The sequence below is a fragment of the Bacteroidales bacterium genome (assembly GCA_023229505.1).
Taxonomy (GTDB): domain Bacteria; phylum Bacteroidota; class Bacteroidia; order Bacteroidales; family JAGOPY01; genus JAGOPY01.
In genome coordinates this window covers 1-17,875 of the sequence record JALNZD010000002.1, presented here as the reverse complement: position 1 = coordinate 17,875, position 17,875 = coordinate 1, and the positions used below count along the sequence as shown (strand labels likewise).

The window sequence follows — 17,875 nt, the reverse complement described above, 5'->3', positions numbered from 1 at the left end:
TTACTTTAAATGCCTGTTGCATTTTCAGGCAGGGCTATTCTTTTAATTAGTATAAACTTCCTTTATTTCTATCAATATTTGGTTCACTTCATCAAGGGAACATGCTTCCATCAAAGATACCCTGAAATGTTTGAAATCCGGGTATCCTTTGAAATAATCCGAATAGTGCTTTCTTATTTCGTTAAGGGCAACCCGCTCACCTTTCCAGTCGACTGATTTTTCCAGGTGGATCCGGCAAATTTTAACCCGTTCCCGGATATCCGGAGGAGCAAGCTTTTCCCCTGAGGCCAGGTAATGCTTGATTTCCCTGAAGATCCAGGGGTTACCATAACTTCCCCTGGCAATCATAATCCCATCGACATGATAGGTTTCTTTAAAATGCTTTGCAGCTTCAGGTGTAAACACATCGCCATTACCAAATACGGGAATATGCATAGCCGGATTCTTCTTTACATCTCCGATCAAGGTCCAGTCGGCCGGTTCACTCGATCGGGTCACCCTGGTCCGTGCGTGGATGGTGATCGCCTGGATACCCACATCCTGCAAGCGTTCGGCTATCTCTACTATATCTTTTCTATGGTTGTCATAACCGAGGCGCGTTTTCACGGTAACGGGCCTGCTCACGGCTTTCACCACGGCCTCAGTCATTTTTACCATTTTAGGTATATCGTTCAGGATGCCGGAACCGGCGCCTTTCTCTGCCACCTTTTTAACAGGACAACCATAATTAATGTCGATGATATCGGGGCCGGCTTCTTCAGCGAATCTGGCCGCCTGCACCATCGAATCGATGTCATGCCCGAAGATCTGGATCCCGATGGGCCTTTCGAAATCCGTGAATTCCAGTTTTTTCACGCTCCTGGCAGCCTCGCGGATAAGCCCTTCTGACGAAATGAATTCGGTGTAAGTGATATCGGCGCCGAGCATCTTGCAGACGTAGCGAAATGGAGGATCGCTGACATCTTCCATGGGCGCCAGCAAGATCGGGAATTCACCGGCTTCTATGGGACCTATTTTTACCAAATTGTTCTAAAGTAATTCAAGGTACAAAATTAGTAATTTTGCAGGGCATTTCAGAAATTTATGTTCAGGGAACCCCCTTTTCGCAATCTTCCGCCTTATTTAAAGATACTGGCCCTTATCATGGTCATGATCATCACTTTCCTGGTAGTATTAGCACTGGGCGTAGCTATTTCCATTCCATTCTTCGGCCGGAGTCTGTTTGAAGGCATCGCAGCAGTTTCCGATTATTCAGATCCGCAAACCGTTTTCGCGCTTAAATATTTCCAGATCGTAAACCAGGTCGGTGTATTCATTGCGCCGGCTATCATTTTCGTTATTCTCACGGATGATTATTATTCCAGATATCTGAATTTGGATAATAGAATCAGGCGGTTAAGCATCATTTTTGGATTTATACTCCTATGGGTTTCCATGCCTTTTATCAACTGGCTGGTTCAAATCAACAATGAAATGCATTTGCCGTCTTATTTAGCCGGCATTGAAACCTGGATGCGAAATTCGGAGGATAATGCCCAAAAACTGACCGATGCGTTCTTTGTTACAAAAACATGGGGCGGTTTTATGGTCAACCTGCTGATGATCGCCGTTCTCGCTGCTATAGGAGAGGAGCTGATCTTCCGGGGGATCCTTGTGAAGTTATTCCGGGAATGGACCGGAAACGTGCATCTGGCCGTCATAATTCCCGCTTTGCTGTTCAGCACGCTGCATTTACAGTTTTATGGATTTTTCGGCCGACTGGTGCTGGGAATTATTCTGGGTTACCTGTTTGTCTGGTCAGGCTCACTATGGGTGCCAATCGTAGTTCATTTCCTGAATAACGCAATGGCAGTGATCGTGTCATTTCTTGACCAGCGGGGGGTTATCACTACAAACCTGGAAACTTTCGGCACATCACAAAACAACCTGGTAATTATCGGAAGTTTTCTGCTTACGATTTTTACGATGAGCGTAATTTACCTTCATGAGAAAGGATATTTCAAAAAGTTCGCAAAAAAAAGACCCTGATCCCGCGTAGCGGGACCAGGGCCGTAAATATTCTGAACGATTTGGGGGGTTTTAGCGAATTTTAGCAGCTTTTCTGGATGAGTAGTTGATTTTAAAGGCACCTGCTTTTCTCAGTTCCTGTTTGATATCGGAAATAATTCCCATACGGGTATCACGGTCAGCTTTAATAGATGTCGTCATTAACCTGCGATCAGCTTCATTACGGGCTTCACGTTCAACGGCTACAAAACCCTGAATATCCTGAACGGTAGCGAACTGGTCATTGAGTTGTATCCTGGATTCAGTGCCATAAGTGCCTTTTATCGGTTGTCCGACATAAATGAAACTGACAAGATTTTTTCTTTCAAGTTTCTGCACTTCAGTAGCTGCCGGAAGACGGATTTTCACAATGAGGTTTGTCTCGCGCATTGTGGTAGATACCATAAAGAAGCAAAGCAAAATGAACATAATGTCCGGTAATGATGCGGTGCTGATCTTTGGTATCCCGCCAGATTTTTTCTGTCTAAATCGTCCCATAACGTATATCCTTATTTAGTTTTACCGACATCTTCAGGTTCAGCTTCTGAAATAGCAATTGGAATGACTGCCTGGATGGCTTCCTGTTTTTGGGGGTCAACGAGTTTATCAAATCGCGCACCAAATTTTTCCATAGATAGCTCATCGCGCATTTCCTGGAAAGCTTTGGTCAGCTCATTCTGAACTTTGATGTAAGTTTCATATGAAGTCCCTCGGTCATTCTTTAATGAAATAACTCCTTTTGAAACATAAACATTACCGATAAGAGCGATCTGTTCAAGCTTTTTCTCCGGTAAATTCGGGTCATTGTTAGGATTCAGGAAGAAGTTCTTGGTCTCGTCTTTCAACGTAGCCAGGTTACCTTCTTTTCCATCAACAAGGAGCATGTTCTGGCTATTTACGAGTACTTCAAAGATATTTCTCTTGTTAAAGTCAACGCTTGAATTATCTTCAACCGGGGGTGGCAGTTTCCTGGTAATACCCGTGTCCACATCCATGGTTACCGTAACCAGGAAGAAAATCAGGAGAAGGAAAGCGATATCGGCCATAGAGGCTGCATTGATCTCCGGTACTTCTCTGTTATTTCTCATAACCAGGGATATTATTTAAAGAATTTGATTACCGATGTATAAATGAAAACACCAATAGCTCCAATCATTATGAAATAAGTCATAATCAAACCAGCTCCTACCATTCTTACGCCATTAGGAGTTAAGCTATATTTCTCGAGCTGATCAGTGGATAATGTGTTATCCGAAATTGCATAGGAAATGAATCCCAAAATAAGCATAATTGCCACTATTACCACCACTTTCATAGATCCTTTCGGGTTTTTGATAATGTTAGTGAAGGATATAGTTAAGGTGACCACAATTGAAAAAATGACGAGGACATATCCCCAATAAAGCATCAAGTCAGGTTGGCCTGGATTTAAATAAAACAGCAGCGTGAGTATTGCTGAAATTGCCATAATTCCATAAAGCAGCCACTGAACGTATTTTAATTTCTTTTCAGTCATGGTAGTGATTTATTTCTTGTGCTTTGCCAGAATGTCAATGAAAGAAATCGAACTGTCTTCCATATCATTGACGAGGCTGTCAATCTTGGAAACCAGATAATTATAGAAGAATTGCAGGATGATGGCGACGATCAGACCGAATACGGTGGTCAAAAGAGCGATCTTGATACCACCTGCAACAATGGTCGGGCTGATATCCCCGGCGGCTTCAATAGCGTCGAACGCTAAAACCATCCCGATAACTGTCCCGAGGAATCCGAGCATAGGCGCGGTAGCGATGAAAAGTGCAATCCAGGAGAGCCCGCTTTCCAACCTACCCATAAGTACACTGCCATAAGCAATGACAGTTTTTTCAACTATATCCAGGCCTTCATCGTCACGCGACAGGCCCTGGAAGAAGATACTTGCAACCGGGCCACGCGTAGTTTTGCAAACCTCTTTGGCTTCTTCAATTCCCTTGGATTCCAGTGCCGTTTCGATTTTGTTCAACAGCTTCTTGGTGTTCGTCCCGGAAAGACTAAGGTACAATGTTCTTTCAATGGAAATAGCAAGGCCAAAGATAAGACAGAGCAGGATTGAAGCCATAAAACCAGCGCCACCCTGGATAAAATAACTTTTCACCACCTGGTGGAAACCCCTGGATTCAGTTGGCCCTGATGCAGCCGATGAAGTTTGTGCCTGTGTAACAGTTTGGCTTCCTGTGCCTTGAGTCTGTGCGACCATGTGATTGCAAACCCCGAAGGTTAGCAGGGCTGTAAGTGTCAAAAATGCGACTAGACGTTTCATAGTTTAACGGATTGATTATTAATTTGTTATTTTGGTTTAAAATTAAAATTTGCGGAGAGAATGGGATTCGAACCCATGAACCGCTTGTGACGGTTACACACTTTCCAGGCGTGCGCCTTCGACCGCTCGGCCATCTCTCCCATCATTATAACGGTTCATCTCTCCAAAATCGACCGCTAAAGTAATAATAAAATTTTTAAATAAATTTTAGATTTGAAATTTATAAACAATCTAATCTAAACTTATGGTTTAATTTTTAAAGATTTTTCTTCCAGGCCCCTTAACTGACTGTTATTTCCCCTCTTAGGGAAACCCGGAGCAAACTTTCTATTTCTTTTTTACTGAGCCCGGTGCCAAATAAGTACATCAGTTTTGCCACTGCGGATTCTGTAGTGATATCTGATCCAGAGATTACCCCAATCCTGCCAAGTTCTTCGCTGGTATGGTATTTTCCCATTTCGACAGACCCGGCCTTGCATTGGGTCACATTGAGAACAATGATTCCCCTGCTAATGGCCTGCCTGATCTGCTCAAGAAACCATGCATCCGTCATTGCGTTGCCTGATCCGTAGGTTTCGAGAATTACGGCTTTTAACCCTTTAACCGCCAATTGCGCCGCAACGGAGCCTGCAGAAATTCCGGGAAATAGCTTGAGAATCGTGATGTTATTGTCAAGCGTGGTGTGAGCTTTTAATGACTTGAAGTTGGGTCTGAGAATAGCATTATGGTTGTACTTGATGTTTATACCAACCTCAGCCAGGGGCGGATAGTTACCCGACCGGAAAGCCCCGAAATTTTCGGCGTTGTATTTAATTGTCCTGTTGCCCCTGAGCAGCTTATTCTCAAAATAAACAGCCACTTCAGGCACGATAGGGGTGTCATCCTGCCGGGCAGCAGCGATTTCAATGGCGGCGACAAGGTTTTCCCGTCCATCACTTCGGATCATTCCAAGAGGTAGCTGTGAGCCGGTCAGAATTACAGGCTTGTTCAGGTTCTCCAGCATGAAACTCAAAGCAGAAGCCGTGTAAGCCATCGTATCGGAACCATGTAAAACGACGAATCCATCGAATTTTTCATAATTCTTTTCGATCACTGAAACCAACTCCACCCAATGCTGAGGGTTCATATTGGATGAATCAAGCAGCGGATCAAAGGAATAAAACTCAATCTGGTAATCCAGCTTGCCCAGGATAGGGATATGTTCATACAACTCTGAACCATTAACCGGATGAAGACTGCCCGTCTCCTTGTCCCTGACCATACCAATGGTCCCGCCTGTATAAATTATTAGAATTGAAACTTTAGAAAGCATAATAAGAAATTAGAAATTAGAAATCAAAAATTAACCCCGTCACCCCGTCACCCCGTCACCCAGTCACCCAGTCACCATTTAACTTAAACAGCTCAATAGCATTCTGTGTGGTAATTTCGGCGACTTCTTCGACCTTCATTCCTTTTATTTCAGCCAGTTTTTTTGCTATTTCAACAAGAAAAGCGCTTTCGTTTCTTTTGCCCCGGTGCGGAGCCGGAGCCAGGAAAGGTGCATCGGTTTCCAGGAGCAGGTGCGCTAAAGGGATCTTTTCCACGACTTCTGCCAAACCAGAGTTTTTGTAAGTCAGCACCCCGCCGATGCCCAGCATGAAGCCCATCTTGATGATATGTCCGGCCTGTTCCCGGGTTCCGGTAAAACAATGAAAAACTCCCCTTAACCCTGGCTCATTAAATTCATCCAGCAAAAGGAATATTTCATCAAATGAATTCCTCGAATGAATGACAACCGGCAGGTCATATTCCAGGGCCAGCCTGATCTGGATACGGAAAGCCTCCCGTTGCTCCGTGAAAAAAGTCTTGTCCCAATAAAGATCAATTCCCATTTCCCCAATGGCATAAAACTTCTCCTTCTTAAGCCATTCAATGACTGATTCCAGGTGACCGGAATAATCCTTTCCCACCGAAGTGGGATGAAGCCCCATCATCGGAAAACAATTCTGCGGAAAATCCCTGACCAGTTCCATCATGGGTAGGATACTGTCTTTATCGATATTTGGAAGGATCATGTACCTGATATCGTGTTTGATGGCCTGCCGGATAACCTCATGCCGGTCAGGGTCAAATTGCTCTAAATACAAATGTGCATGTGAGTCTGTCAGGATCATGCGACAAAATTAGAGGAATTTAAAGCCGAAGTCTTATTTTTGTAAAAAATCGGCCTTGAAAAAGATCCTCATCATCAGGTTCAGCTCTATCGGCGATATTATACTGACTACACCGGTAATCAGGTGTCTTAAGCAACAGATCCCAGGTTCTGAAATTCATTTTGCCGTCAAGAAAGCCTTTTTCCCTTTAGTGCAGGCTAATCCGTATATTGACAAAATCCATCTCCAGGAAGATGACCTGAAAGGATTTGCAAAGAAGCTGAAAAATGAAAATTTTGACTTCATTGTCGATTTACACCAGAGTATCCGGTCAAAATATATCAGGATGGTTTTAAAAGTTCCGTCTGAAGGTTTTCCGAAGATCAATGTCCGGAAATGGCTGCTCACCAGGTTTAAAATCAATACCATGCCTGATGTTCACCTGGTTGACCGGTATTTTAAAGCCACATCAGCATTGGGAGCGGTCAATGACGGAAAAGGACTGGATTATTACATTCCCCCGAAAGATGAAGTTGACCTGGCTTCCCTGCCGGCAGGCTTCCGGGAGGGTTTTACCGCATTTGTCATTGGCGCTAAGCACACTACCAAGCGCCTGCCTGATCATAAGATTATTTCGATCTGCAATAAGCTGAACCGGCCGGTTATTTTGCTTGGCGGACCGGAGGATGCCGGAAAGGCAGAAATTATCACGGCCGCTTGCGGGTCTTTGGTCCGTTCCATGTGTGGCAGCCTGAACCTGAACCAGTCTGCTTCACTGGTCAGGCAGGCACAGGTGGTAATCTCCCATGATACCGGCCTGATGCATATTGCCGCCTCTTTCCGGAAGAAGATTATTTCTATATGGGGAAATACTGTGCCGAAATTTGGCATGTACCCTTATATGCCCGGAGATGAAAAAAAATCTGCCATTATCGAAGTTAACGGGCTAAAATGCCGTCCTTGCAGCAAACTTGGCTATGACCGCTGCCCGAAGGGACATTTCAGGTGTATGGAGTGGATCGATGAGGAGGAGGTGGTTTATTCCGTGAGAAACGGGTTGCTATAGCTCTCAAAACCTATCGTTGTGTCGGAGCCGTGCCCCGGGTAGACCTTATAATCGCGCGGGAGGATCAGAAGTTTTTCCCTTATGCTTTTGATCAGGAGGTCGTAGTCGCCGGTTGGAAGGTCGGTCCTGCCGATGCTCTGGTAAAACAGGACATCACCTGTGATCACGAATTTATCAGCATGACTGATGAAACAAACACTGCCGTCAGCATGGCCTGGCGTTTCGACTACCTGCAATTCAGCATGGCCGAACCTGATGGTGTCGCCTTCTTTCAACAGGAGTTGCGGAACGATGGTTTCTAAGTTATCAAAGCCATAAATAAAACCTGTTTTTGCTGCATACCTGATAAGTTCCAACCCGCCCGGATGGGCTTCGGGTTCCAGCCCGTATTCCCGGCTGATAAAGGCCATCCCGGTAATATGGTCGATATGGCAGTGGGTATTTAGCAACCTTACCGGTTTTAATCCTTTTTCTTTAATGAAACCGGTGATTTCAGCCTGTTCCTCCGGACCGTAGCAACCGGCATCAACGATGGCACATTCTTTGGTTTCATCCCAAAGAACATAAGTGTTTACCTGAAATGGATTGAAAGCGAAACGATGGATCTGCAGCATAATGACTATTTAAACGGTGGTAAAGATAACAATTCTGCCTTTTTTTAGTTTAATTTAGTGCCCCAATTGCGGAAATTCTCCAGGATGATAACTAACCTGAAAATAATCAAGAGATTTTTATTTTATACAGCACTGGTGCTTGTTATGGTCCTGTCTTTTTCTTCATCAGGTTTTGCCCAGTTTTATAACGGAAGCCAGATGAGTTTCGGGAAAAACCGTATCCAGTACAAGGAGTTCCTCTGGACCTATTATAAGTTTGATGATTTCGATATCTATTTTTATCTGAACGGCAGGGAATTGGCTGTTACTACGGCGAAATATGCCACTGAGCAAATCCCGCTCCTGGAGAAAAAACTTGAAACCGGCCTGGAACAGAAAATCCAGTTCCTCGTTTATAATAATCTTACCGACCTGAAGCAGAGCAACATCGGTTTTGCGAATGAAGCCCGCTATAATACGGGTGGGATCACCCATATTATTGGCAGCAAAGTATTCCTTTATTTTAACGGCGAACAACGTAATTTTGAAAAGCAGATCAGGGCAGGAATAGCCAATGTTTTGCTGAACCAGGCATTTTATGGCACCAGTGTAGGCTCCCAGGTCAAAAACACAACCTTGTTTTCACTTCCGGAATGGTACAGCAATGGGTTGATCTCTTTCCTGTCCGAAGAATGGAATACGGAAATTGACAACCGGGTTAAAGATGGTATATTGTCAGGAAGATATGACAGGCTGAACAACCTGACCGGTGAGGATGCCCTCTTTGCCGGGCATATGCTCTGGAAATATATAGCTGATAAATTCGGCCCCCAGGCTTTGACCGATATAGTCAGTATGACCCAGATCAGCCGGAGTATCGACAATGGTTTTTTGTATGTAATAGGAGTATCTTACAAAACCCTTGTTACCGATTGCCTGGAACATTTTAAGGAGATTTACCAGGCTGAAGAAAAGGGGAGAAGTGTCCCGGAAAATCTCTTTCTCAAAAAAGTAAAGAAAGACCGGGTTTACAGCCAGTTTAAATTCAGCCCCGGCAGGAGCATGGCTGCTTTCGTAGAAAATGACGAAGGAAGGTACAAAATTATAATCCAGGACCTTGCTTCCGGAAAGAAAATTAAGGCCCTCAGGGGTGGGTTCAGACTGGAGGAAAAGATCGATTATACCTATCCGTTGCTTGCCTGGCACCCATCAGGGAGACTGCTGGCAATCATCCTGGAAAAAAAAGGCGAAGTCTATCTTTATTTTTATAACCTGGAAGAGAAGCACCTGGAGAATATCATCCTTTATAATTTTGAAAAGGTAATAGACTTTTCTTACTCACCCGATGGAACATTCATGGTCTTTTCTGCCGTCCAGAAGGGGCAGTCTGATCTGTATATTTTCAATATCGCCGCCGGATCACACCAGCAGCTTACCAATGATATTTATGATGACCTCCACCCGGTTTTTGCTGATGGCACAAGATCGATCCTCTTTGCTTCCAACCGGCCGGACGAAAATTTCCAATGGGAAGATATCGAAGATGCACCGGTGGCTGTGCCGCAAAAGACTGATTTATACCTGCTGGTGAGAGAAGACCAGGAGAATGTTTTGCGCCGCGTGACCAATACCCCCCTGGGAAATGAGCTGCGTCCGGTTATGACCGGCCAGGGAAGGTTTGCTTTCCTGAGCGATGAAAACGGGATCAATAACCGCTATTTCGGCCGCTTCGACAGCACAATCAGCTACGTGGATACAACCATCCATTACAGGTATTTTTCCGAAACCTATCCGGCCACGAATTATTCCAGGAGTATCCTTGACTTTCATATAAACCAGGGATCTTCATGGCTGTCGCAAGTCATTTTTTCTGATGGGAAATACCTGATGCAGTCTGAAGAATTTGATACCCTGCAGCAGATGAAACCGGTGGCGCTGGAGCAAACCATGTTCCGGGGTATCCTGATAAAAGAAGCCGAAATCGTCAAGGAGAAGGAACTGGTTGAAGAGATAAAAGAATCTTACGGTGAATACACTAAACGGTTCCGTAATGTATTCCGGCAGGATGAAAAACCTCCCGAACCAGTTCAGAAAAAGCCGGCAGAGATCGATATCAATAACTATGTTTTCGATAATCAGGCTGTTGTTGCAACAACCAAACAGGATACCATTTCACCGGGCGGAAAAGAAAGACCTGGCGGGAAACTTGAGCTCAGGGATGCGTTTATTATCCCCAAAAGGCTGAACTACCGGGTGGAATATTCAATCAACCAGATGGCGGCCCAGCTGGATTTCGCAGCGCTGAACTTTTTCTACCAGCCCTTTGGCGGTGGAGGTGACAATGGAATCAATAACCTTGGTTTGAATGGGTTTTTCCAGATCGGACTTACGGATCTGCTGGAAAATCACCGGATCATTGGCGGATTCAGGATACCGCTGAATTTAAGCAATATTGAATACATTTTCAGCTATGCCGATTTGGAAAAAAGGCTTGACAAAGAAATAATGATAGTCCGCCAAGCCACTGAAAATGAGTACTATTACGGATTCTACACTTTCATTGAGCGGCTCAGGTCCTATCAGCTTTATTACATCCTGAAATACCCGTTTTCACCGGTCTTTGCTGTCAGGGGGACTGCAAATGTCAGGTACCAGAAATCAACATGGTTATCTACTAACGAACCGGCGCTCAGGGAACCCGATCTGAATGAATACTGGGGCGGTGTAAAGGGCGAGGTCATATACGATGACACCAAAGACATCGGACTGAACCTGATGACCGGCACCCGCTTTAAAATATTCGGGGAGTACACGCAAGTCCTTGAAAAAAATAACAAGAGCATGTTTGTTGTAGGATTTGATGTCAGGAATTACCAACGGATACACCGTTCCTTTATCTGGGCCAACAGGCTGGCTGCCAGTACCTCTTTCGGGAAAAACAGGCTGATATATTATCTTGGCGGCGTGGATAACTGGCTTTCCCCGAAATTTGAGAGCGCCACGCCGATCGATTATACCATGAATTACGCCTACCAGGCTGTGGCAACCAACCTGCGCGGTTTTAACCAGAATGCCCGGAACGGTAACAGTTTTGTGGTTTACAATTCAGAACTCAGGTTCCCGGTTTTCCGCTATTTCTTCAACCGGCCGATCAAATCCGATTTTCTGAATAATTTCCAGATCGTAGGTTTTGGCGACGTCGGTCTTGCCTGGGCCGGTAAAGATCCTTATTCGGAGAATAATTCCTTTTATATAAGATATATCCAGGATGGGTCGCTCTGGATCAAGGTCAGGGAGCAAAAAGAGCCATTGGTCGGCGGTTTCGGCTTCGGCGCCCGCACCCGCGTCCTGGGTTATTTCCTTCGTGCTGACCTTGCCTGGGGTATGGAAGATCGCAAAGTGCAGAAACCTAAATTCTATCTTTCTTTAAGCCTCGATTTTTAAATTGTTATACAGTACTGCCTGTTGAAAACTAAATTTTATAAAAAGTTTTGAGCTTTTTATCCCATTGATAATCTTCTGTTTGGCACGGTAAAAATCTTAAGGTGCATTTGCTTTCAGGGTACAAATATTTATTAGAAATTGTTGAAAAATATAACTTATACGATGTATAGTGCAATAAGTCAATAGTTTATAAATTTTCAACCTCCTGATGTTGAAAAGTTGATGGTACAAAACCATTGTTCTTATAGTATTTTAGCCAAAGAGAAATTTCCCCCCAGTCTGAATAGTAAATTAGTTGAATTATAAATGTTTATAGTAGAATTTTCATTTTAAACCAGGTGAGATGAAGGAATTGGAAAATACCCTTTTCGACAGTTTGCAGACGGAAGAAGCGCAGGATCAAGCCGATAAAAAAAAAGGCGATTATTTTCAGGAGATGTTGGAACAACGGCAACGACCACCTGTGGAAGAAGTAGAAAAACAAAACCTTGTTGCGGTGGAACCAACTGAACGGATCAACGGTGAACAAAAACCTCATGCGGATTTGCAGTCACATCTTTACGCGGATGTGCTTCGTGAGGCTACAGCATATTTTAAGGGCGATACACTGGCTGCCAATGTGTGGATCAATAAATATGCTTTAAAAAACAGCGACGGCCAGTTGTTTGAGCTTACACCGGATGATATGCACCACAGGCTGTCCGCTGAAATTGCCCGTGTAGAAAGCAAATACCCGAATCCGCTCAGTGAGGAGGAAGTATTTCACCTGCTGAAGGATTTCCGTTATATCGTCCCGCAGGGAGGCCCCATGGCCGGGATAGGAAATAATTTCCAGATATCATCTTTATCAAATTGTTTTGTCATCGGGAATAAAGGCAACTCCGATTCCTACGGCGGCATCATGAAAATTGACCAGGAACAGGTACAGCTCATGAAACGCCGCGGCGGTGTCGGGCATGACCTGTCGCACATACGCCCGACCGGGAGCCCGGTCAAAAACAGCGCCCTGACTTCCACCGGGATCGTGCCGTTTATGGAACGGTATTCCAATTCCACCCGTGAAGTCGCCCAGGACGGCAGGAGGGGTGCCCTGATGCTGTCTATTTCTATCAAACATCCCGATGCCGAATTGTTTATCGATGCCAAGCTGGAACAGGGAAAAGTTACCGGTGCGAATGTATCGGTAAAGATCGATGATGAATTCATGAATTCCGTTAAGAACAATATCCCTTACGTTCAGCAATTCCCGGTTAATTCACCGGATCCGATGTTCCGCAAGGAGATTGACGCGATGAAATTGTGGAACAAGATCATCCATAATGCCTGGAAATCAGCCGAGCCGGGTGTGTTGTTCTGGGATACCGTAAAACGGGAAGCAGTTCCCGATTGCTACGCTGATTTTGGTTTCACCACGGTCAGCACCAACCCCTGCGGAGAAATCCCGCTGTGTCCATACGATAGCTGCCGCCTGCTCGCTATTAACCTTTACAGCTATGTAGACGAGCCTTTTACCCAGCACGCCGTTTTCAACGGCAGCCTTTTTAAAGAGCACGCCAGGCATGCCCTGCGTGTCATGGATGACATCATCGACCTGGAACTGGAGAAGATCGACCGGATCATTGCAAAAATTGAAGCCGATCCTGAAGAAGAAGATATCAAGCGGATCGAAAAGAACCTCTGGCTGAATATCCGCGAAAAGTGCATCCAGGGAAGGCGCACCGGCATAGGCATAACAGCCGAAGGTGACATGCTTGCCGCCCTGGGTTTGCGTTACGGCTCAGACGATGCGATCAGCTTCTCCACCGAGATCCATAAGCTGCTCGCGCTGGAAACCTGCCGTTCTTCCGTCAACCTGGCGAAAGACCGCGGTTCTTTCCCCATCTACAGCGCCGAAAGGGAGAAAAACAACCCCTTCATTCTCCGTATCCGTGAAGCCGATCCGGCGTTGTATGAAGATATGACCACTCACGGCCGCCGCAATATCGCCATGCTGACCATTGCCCCGACAGGCAGCGTCAGCATCTGCACCCGCACCACCTCCGGTATTGAGCCCGTGTTCATGGTGTCTTACAAAAGAAGAAGGAAAGTCAACCCGAACGATCTGGATGTCAAGATCGATTTCGTGGACGAACTGGGTGATTCCTGGGAAGAATACAACGTGTTCCATCCAAAATTCGAAGAATGGCTGCATGTCAACGGCTACGATACACATGCATTGAGAAATTATTCCGACGAGGAACTCGGTCACCTCATAGAAAAATCGCCTTATCACCAGGCGACATCCAACGATATCGACTGGCTCAGCAAAGTGAAGATGCAGGGGGCCATCCAGAAGTGGGTGGACCATTCCATCAGCGTGACGGTTAATGTTCCGAAAGACACGACCGAAGACCTGGTCAGCCAGATTTACATGGCTGCATGGGAGAGCGGCTGCAAGGGCATGACGATTTACCGCGACGGGTGCCGTTCCGGTGTGCTCCTGAAGGATGACAAGAAAAAAGAGCAGGAAAAAGCAGAACTGCAGTTCAGGGAAACCTCGGCTCCCAAGAGGCCGAAAGTGCTCGAGGCCGAGGTGCTGCACTTTCAGAATGACAAACAGAAATGGGTAGCCGTTATCGGTATACTGGATAACAGGCCCTATGAAATATTCACCGGTGAAGCCGAAGGGTTTTTCGTCCCGGAATGGGTCAAGACCGGGCAGATCATCAAGAACAAGCTGGATGAAGTACACTCCCGCTACGATTTCCAGTACACGAATAAATATGGCTACAAAGTGACTATGGAAGGCCTGTCATGCCAGTTCAACACCGAGTTCTGGAACTACGCCAAGCTGATCTCCGGCATCTTGCGCCATGGTATGCCCATACCATTTGTGGTACACCTGGTAGATAACCTGCAACTTGAGACCGAATCGATCAATACCTGGAAAAACGGCGTAGTCCGCGCCCTGAAAAAATATATCCCCGACGGCACAAAGCTATCCAAAGAAAAATGCCCGCACTGCGGCGAGCGCGACACCCTCGAGTACCGCGAAGGCTGTGTGACCTGTACCTCCTGCGGGGATTCGAAGTGCAGCTGATGGTGTAGCTGCGTAGATGCAGCAGTTCAATTGTCGTAGAGACGTTGCATGCAACGTCTCTACAAGCAAAAGGGATAGAGTCCCTTATTTGAAGTTAACCTTACTGGATTCTAAAGATATGACTGCCATTTACTGATATTGCTGCAAGGGCTGGCGAGGGTGCTAGGGGAGGGGGATTAGGGAAAAGAGGTGTTGGAAAATCTTTTACTTCAGATATTTAGCGTTAAATGTTTAATAATATTACTTGGTTTGGTTAGGGAGATGTTATGGTGCATTTATAATTACTAAAAAATTAAAAATTATGGCAATCTATGGTATTGGAGCATATTACGAAGGCTCAACGGATGTATCTGGGGATTTTATAGATAACGAATTGGCATGTGTTGGATGGTCTAAAACAGATGCGCCAAGTTTACATGAGATATTAAGATATTTGAAGGTTGGAGATATAATATATATTAAATCTGCTCCAATTGGCCAAGATTTAAGGGTTAAAGCGGTTGGGATCATTATTGACAATGAATTAGTGTTTAATGATGAGCTTGGAACTGGAGTTAGAGTTAAATGGCTCTGGACAGGGAATGAAGTACTGGGGGATTTCCATGATAAATACAATGTAAGAAACAATACTCTATATGAGGAATTCAATAAGAGTATCCAATCAAAAATTTTAAGTTTAATTATTAATTAAAGACACCATGGACTATAAAGAACAATTAGCACAAAAGATTGATCAAATCCGAAAGCAGCAAGAAATTATCAACAAAGTAAATTCTATTAATAACAAACTTCAAAGAATTAAAAATGAACAAAACTTATACAGGAGAAAAATTGAAAAACTTTCGGACGGGCAAGAACTTAGTGAAAAAGATGAAAAAAGAATTCATGATTTAAATGGCGAGTATAACCAAAAAATGAATGAGTTAAAAACTATTGAATATTAAAAAAGACGTAACAAAATAAACAGTCAGCTAAGCAAAGTGGAGCTTGTTGATAAGGAAAGGAAGTTGAACTATCGAACATGATGACCAAACATAAATATAAATCTATCTAAAACCCGCACTGTAGATGCCAGCGGGGCTTTGAAGCTAATGCATTTGGACCAGTGCATCTTTCAAGAGACAATCGGAAAAGTGAAAAATTTAAACAGCATTTAACAACATTAACACATGGATACAATAGAGATTTTAAAGACAGCAATTGAACAAAGAAAGCCTATCAGTTTTCAATATAATGCAGCTGACAGGGCCGTTGGAATTAGATTTGGAAACCCTCACGCTATTTTTATTGCATCTACAGACAATGTGAACATACACATATGGAAAACAGGTGGTGTCAGCTCTGACTTGACAAAACCTTTACCAGCTTGGAGGGAATATAAAATAAAACATATTATTGGTATAAAAATAATTGAAGACCAAGGGACTTTTGAATTAGCGGATGGATACAAACCAAATTCACCTATGTATAAAAGAGCTATAGCAAGAGCATAATGAGCGTTCAATATCAGAAAGAAATATTTTCAAAAGGCAGTTTAAAACTATATATCAACTTTACTGGTATAAGTGATGATAACTTTACCAACACAACTGACTTTTCTCTAACGATTTACGCTATAAATACTGCTGACTACAGCCACGTATTTTCAGAAACATTGAACTACCAGCAGAGTTTAGAATTATTTAATCATTTAAACAGCCTATCAATAATAAGAGATAATTCAACAACTCATACGGGAGAATTTATTGAGGTAACAAATGACATTGCAGAAATTCTTTCTCTTATTAAGACAGTTGATAGTTCTTTAGTAAAAAAAATTCTTGACAAAGCTGGAGAAAATGAAAAGCTTAAACTGATAGTTGAAGCACTCACAGAAAGTGAAATTGAAAATCTTCAAGCTTCAATAAAGCAAACCACTCATCAAAAAGCATTGTTCAATCTGCGACATTTACTTGATTTAGAAGAAACGACAAACATCATTGAAAGCATAAGAACCTTTGAAAATTTAGCTGAGTATATTGCTGGACAACCAGAAAAGATATTTCAAAACTGGATAGAGAAAAATATTTGGACTTTAGGAATTGACTACATACAAAAACATCCTGCACGACAAATTGGAATAAATTCCGAAAGCGATATGATTATGGAAACTACTGATGGTTTCATCGACCTCATAGAATTAAAACGACCAAAGTTTGACCTATTTTCATTTGATGACAGCCATCAGAGCTTCTTTCCTTCTAAAGAACTTTCTAAAGTGCTTGGACAATGTATGCAATACTTGAAAATTTTGGATACCTATAAACTGATACTTGAGAAGCAACACAAATTCAAATTGCTTAGGCCAAGAATAAAAATCATTGTTGGACGAACTAATAAATTTGGAGACGAAGAATTTGAAGCGTTACGAATGTTAAACTCAAACTTAAATCACATTCAAGTAATTTCTTACGACTATTTATATTTGTGCGGGGAGAATATTATTTCTTATTACAAGCAGCCAATTAAATTAAGTGCAAACACGACAGAAACAATTACGTAAGAAGAGAAGCATAATGTTTGAGAATAATGATTGATAAATCGATTGATGCCAATAAACTAATAAACAATTTACGAAATAGCATTGGCGAAGAAATAGCTTTGGGAATACCTTGAATAAATACCGGCTTTACTGTAAATATTGTTTAAAAAATGAGCGTTAAACTTTGGGACAAAGACAATAATTATTTATGGGGGTATTTAGAAGATGGTCGCTTCCGTATTTGGGATAAAGACAACAAATACATTTGGGGACGGTTAGAAGGAAGGAATATTAAATTATGGGACGACCAGAATAAATTTATTTGGGGACGACTGGAAGGCAATGATATAAAATTGTGGGACGAACAAAAAAATTACTTATGGGGTCGAGTAGAACAATAAAAAATAATGCATACTATCTCAATATACTTTGACAAGCCAAAATCCTTTGAGCCATCAAATATCAAATCTCTTGGCGGAATAGTAGGACTGTATTTTGTTTTCACACAAAAAACTTTTATTCAATATCCCTTTGACAAATCAAAGTTGCTTTATATTGGGATTGTATATTCCGGTCGATCCTGACCCCCCATTCCGGAGCAAGGTGACCCCCCATTCCGGTGATACTGACCCCCTCTTTTTCTGAGAACTGCAAATAATCTCCTTTGTTTTATAACTCATTGGTTATTA

At 43.4% G+C, this 17,875-nt stretch carries 17 protein-coding genes and 1 tRNA gene; 9 read left to right on the top strand and 9 right to left on the bottom strand.

The features are described from left to right. Positions 1-42: 42 nt before the first annotated feature. Positions 43-969, bottom strand: coding sequence for a tRNA dihydrouridine synthase DusB (gene dusB, locus M0Q51_00910; GenBank protein ID MCK9398538.1), 927 nt, complete (start codon positions 967-969; stop codon positions 43-45). Between the two features lie 114 nt (positions 970-1,083). Here dusB and M0Q51_00905 point away from each other — a divergent pair, with 114 nt between their 5' ends. Then, complete coding sequence (locus tag M0Q51_00905) at positions 1,084-2,028, top strand: CPBP family intramembrane metalloprotease (GenBank protein ID MCK9398537.1); 945 nt, start codon at positions 1,084-1,086, stop codon at positions 2,026-2,028. A 51-nt stretch (positions 2,029-2,079) separates the two neighbouring features. Here the strand turns inward: M0Q51_00905 and M0Q51_00900 are convergent, their stop codons facing one another. The 7 genes from M0Q51_00900 to M0Q51_00870 form a co-directional block, all read right to left on the bottom strand. Beyond that, on the bottom strand, positions 2,080-2,544 hold the full coding sequence (locus M0Q51_00900) for a biopolymer transporter ExbD (GenBank protein ID MCK9398536.1): 465 nt from the start codon (positions 2,542-2,544) through the stop codon (positions 2,080-2,082). An 11-nt stretch (positions 2,545-2,555) separates the two neighbouring features. Next, the gene (locus tag M0Q51_00895; protein MCK9398535.1) at positions 2,556-3,134 is read right to left on the bottom strand and encodes a biopolymer transporter ExbD; all 579 of its coding nucleotides are present in this window, start codon (positions 3,132-3,134) and stop codon (positions 2,556-2,558) included. An 11-nt stretch (positions 3,135-3,145) separates the two neighbouring features. Next, positions 3,146-3,562 (bottom strand): hypothetical protein, encoded by a 417-nt coding sequence (locus tag M0Q51_00890; protein MCK9398534.1) that lies wholly within the window; start codon positions 3,560-3,562, stop codon positions 3,146-3,148. Between the two features lie 9 nt (positions 3,563-3,571). Then, positions 3,572-4,348 carry a MotA/TolQ/ExbB proton channel family protein gene (locus M0Q51_00885; GenBank protein MCK9398533.1) on the bottom strand — a complete coding sequence of 259 codons (777 nt, stop codon included), beginning with the start codon at positions 4,346-4,348 and terminating at the stop codon, positions 3,572-3,574. Between the two features lie 52 nt (positions 4,349-4,400). Continuing rightward, a tRNA-Ser gene (locus M0Q51_00880) sits at positions 4,401-4,488 on the bottom strand. A gap of 140 nt (positions 4,489-4,628) precedes the next feature. Continuing rightward, entirely contained in the window at positions 4,629-5,660 is a 1,032-nt protein-coding gene (locus tag M0Q51_00875; GenBank protein MCK9398532.1) for a type I asparaginase, read from the bottom strand. Positions 5,661-5,715: 55 nt separating this feature from the next. Next, on the bottom strand, positions 5,716-6,504 hold the full coding sequence (locus M0Q51_00870) for a TatD family hydrolase (protein ID MCK9398531.1): 789 nt from the start codon (positions 6,502-6,504) through the stop codon (positions 5,716-5,718). Between the two features lie 55 nt (positions 6,505-6,559). Here M0Q51_00870 and M0Q51_00865 point away from each other — a divergent pair, with 55 nt between their 5' ends. Further along, positions 6,560-7,549, top strand: coding sequence for a glycosyltransferase family 9 protein (locus tag M0Q51_00865; protein ID MCK9398530.1), 990 nt, complete (start codon positions 6,560-6,562; stop codon positions 7,547-7,549). On the opposite strand, the gene M0Q51_00860 is transcribed toward M0Q51_00865, so the two are convergent. After that, positions 7,522-8,163, bottom strand: coding sequence for an MBL fold metallo-hydrolase (locus tag M0Q51_00860; protein MCK9398529.1), 642 nt, complete (start codon positions 8,161-8,163; stop codon positions 7,522-7,524). The two genes, M0Q51_00865 and M0Q51_00860, sit on opposite strands and share 28 nt — an antisense overlap. Before the next feature lie 84 nt (positions 8,164-8,247). Between M0Q51_00860 and M0Q51_00855 the strand changes: the two genes are divergently transcribed. The 7 genes from M0Q51_00855 to M0Q51_00825 all read left to right on the top strand — a co-directional run bounded on the left by M0Q51_00855 (position 8,248) and on the right by M0Q51_00825 (position 17,587). Then, positions 8,248-11,586: a hypothetical protein gene (locus M0Q51_00855; GenBank protein MCK9398528.1), complete on the top strand. Its 3,339-nt coding sequence runs from the start codon at positions 8,248-8,250 to the stop codon at positions 11,584-11,586. Between the two features lie 343 nt (positions 11,587-11,929). Beyond that, positions 11,930-14,665, top strand: coding sequence for an adenosylcobalamin-dependent ribonucleoside-diphosphate reductase (locus M0Q51_00850; GenBank protein ID MCK9398527.1), 2,736 nt, complete (start codon positions 11,930-11,932; stop codon positions 14,663-14,665). Between the two features lie 301 nt (positions 14,666-14,966). Further along, complete coding sequence (locus tag M0Q51_00845) at positions 14,967-15,356, top strand: hypothetical protein (GenBank protein MCK9398526.1); 390 nt, start codon at positions 14,967-14,969, stop codon at positions 15,354-15,356. 7 nt (positions 15,357-15,363) lie between these two features. Continuing rightward, positions 15,364-15,609, top strand: coding sequence for a hypothetical protein (locus M0Q51_00840; protein MCK9398525.1), 246 nt, complete (start codon positions 15,364-15,366; stop codon positions 15,607-15,609). Between the two features lie 225 nt (positions 15,610-15,834). Further along, the gene (locus tag M0Q51_00835; GenBank protein ID MCK9398524.1) at positions 15,835-16,158 is read left to right on the top strand and encodes a hypothetical protein; all 324 of its coding nucleotides are present in this window, start codon (positions 15,835-15,837) and stop codon (positions 16,156-16,158) included. Continuing rightward, positions 16,158-17,207: a DUF4263 domain-containing protein gene (locus tag M0Q51_00830; GenBank protein ID MCK9398523.1), complete on the top strand. Its 1,050-nt coding sequence runs from the start codon at positions 16,158-16,160 to the stop codon at positions 17,205-17,207. Before M0Q51_00835 ends, M0Q51_00830 begins: the two co-directional genes overlap by 1 nt. A gap of 149 nt (positions 17,208-17,356) precedes the next feature. Beyond that, the gene (locus M0Q51_00825; protein MCK9398522.1) at positions 17,357-17,587 is read left to right on the top strand and encodes a hypothetical protein; all 231 of its coding nucleotides are present in this window, start codon (positions 17,357-17,359) and stop codon (positions 17,585-17,587) included. Positions 17,588-17,875: the final 288 nt, after the last annotated feature.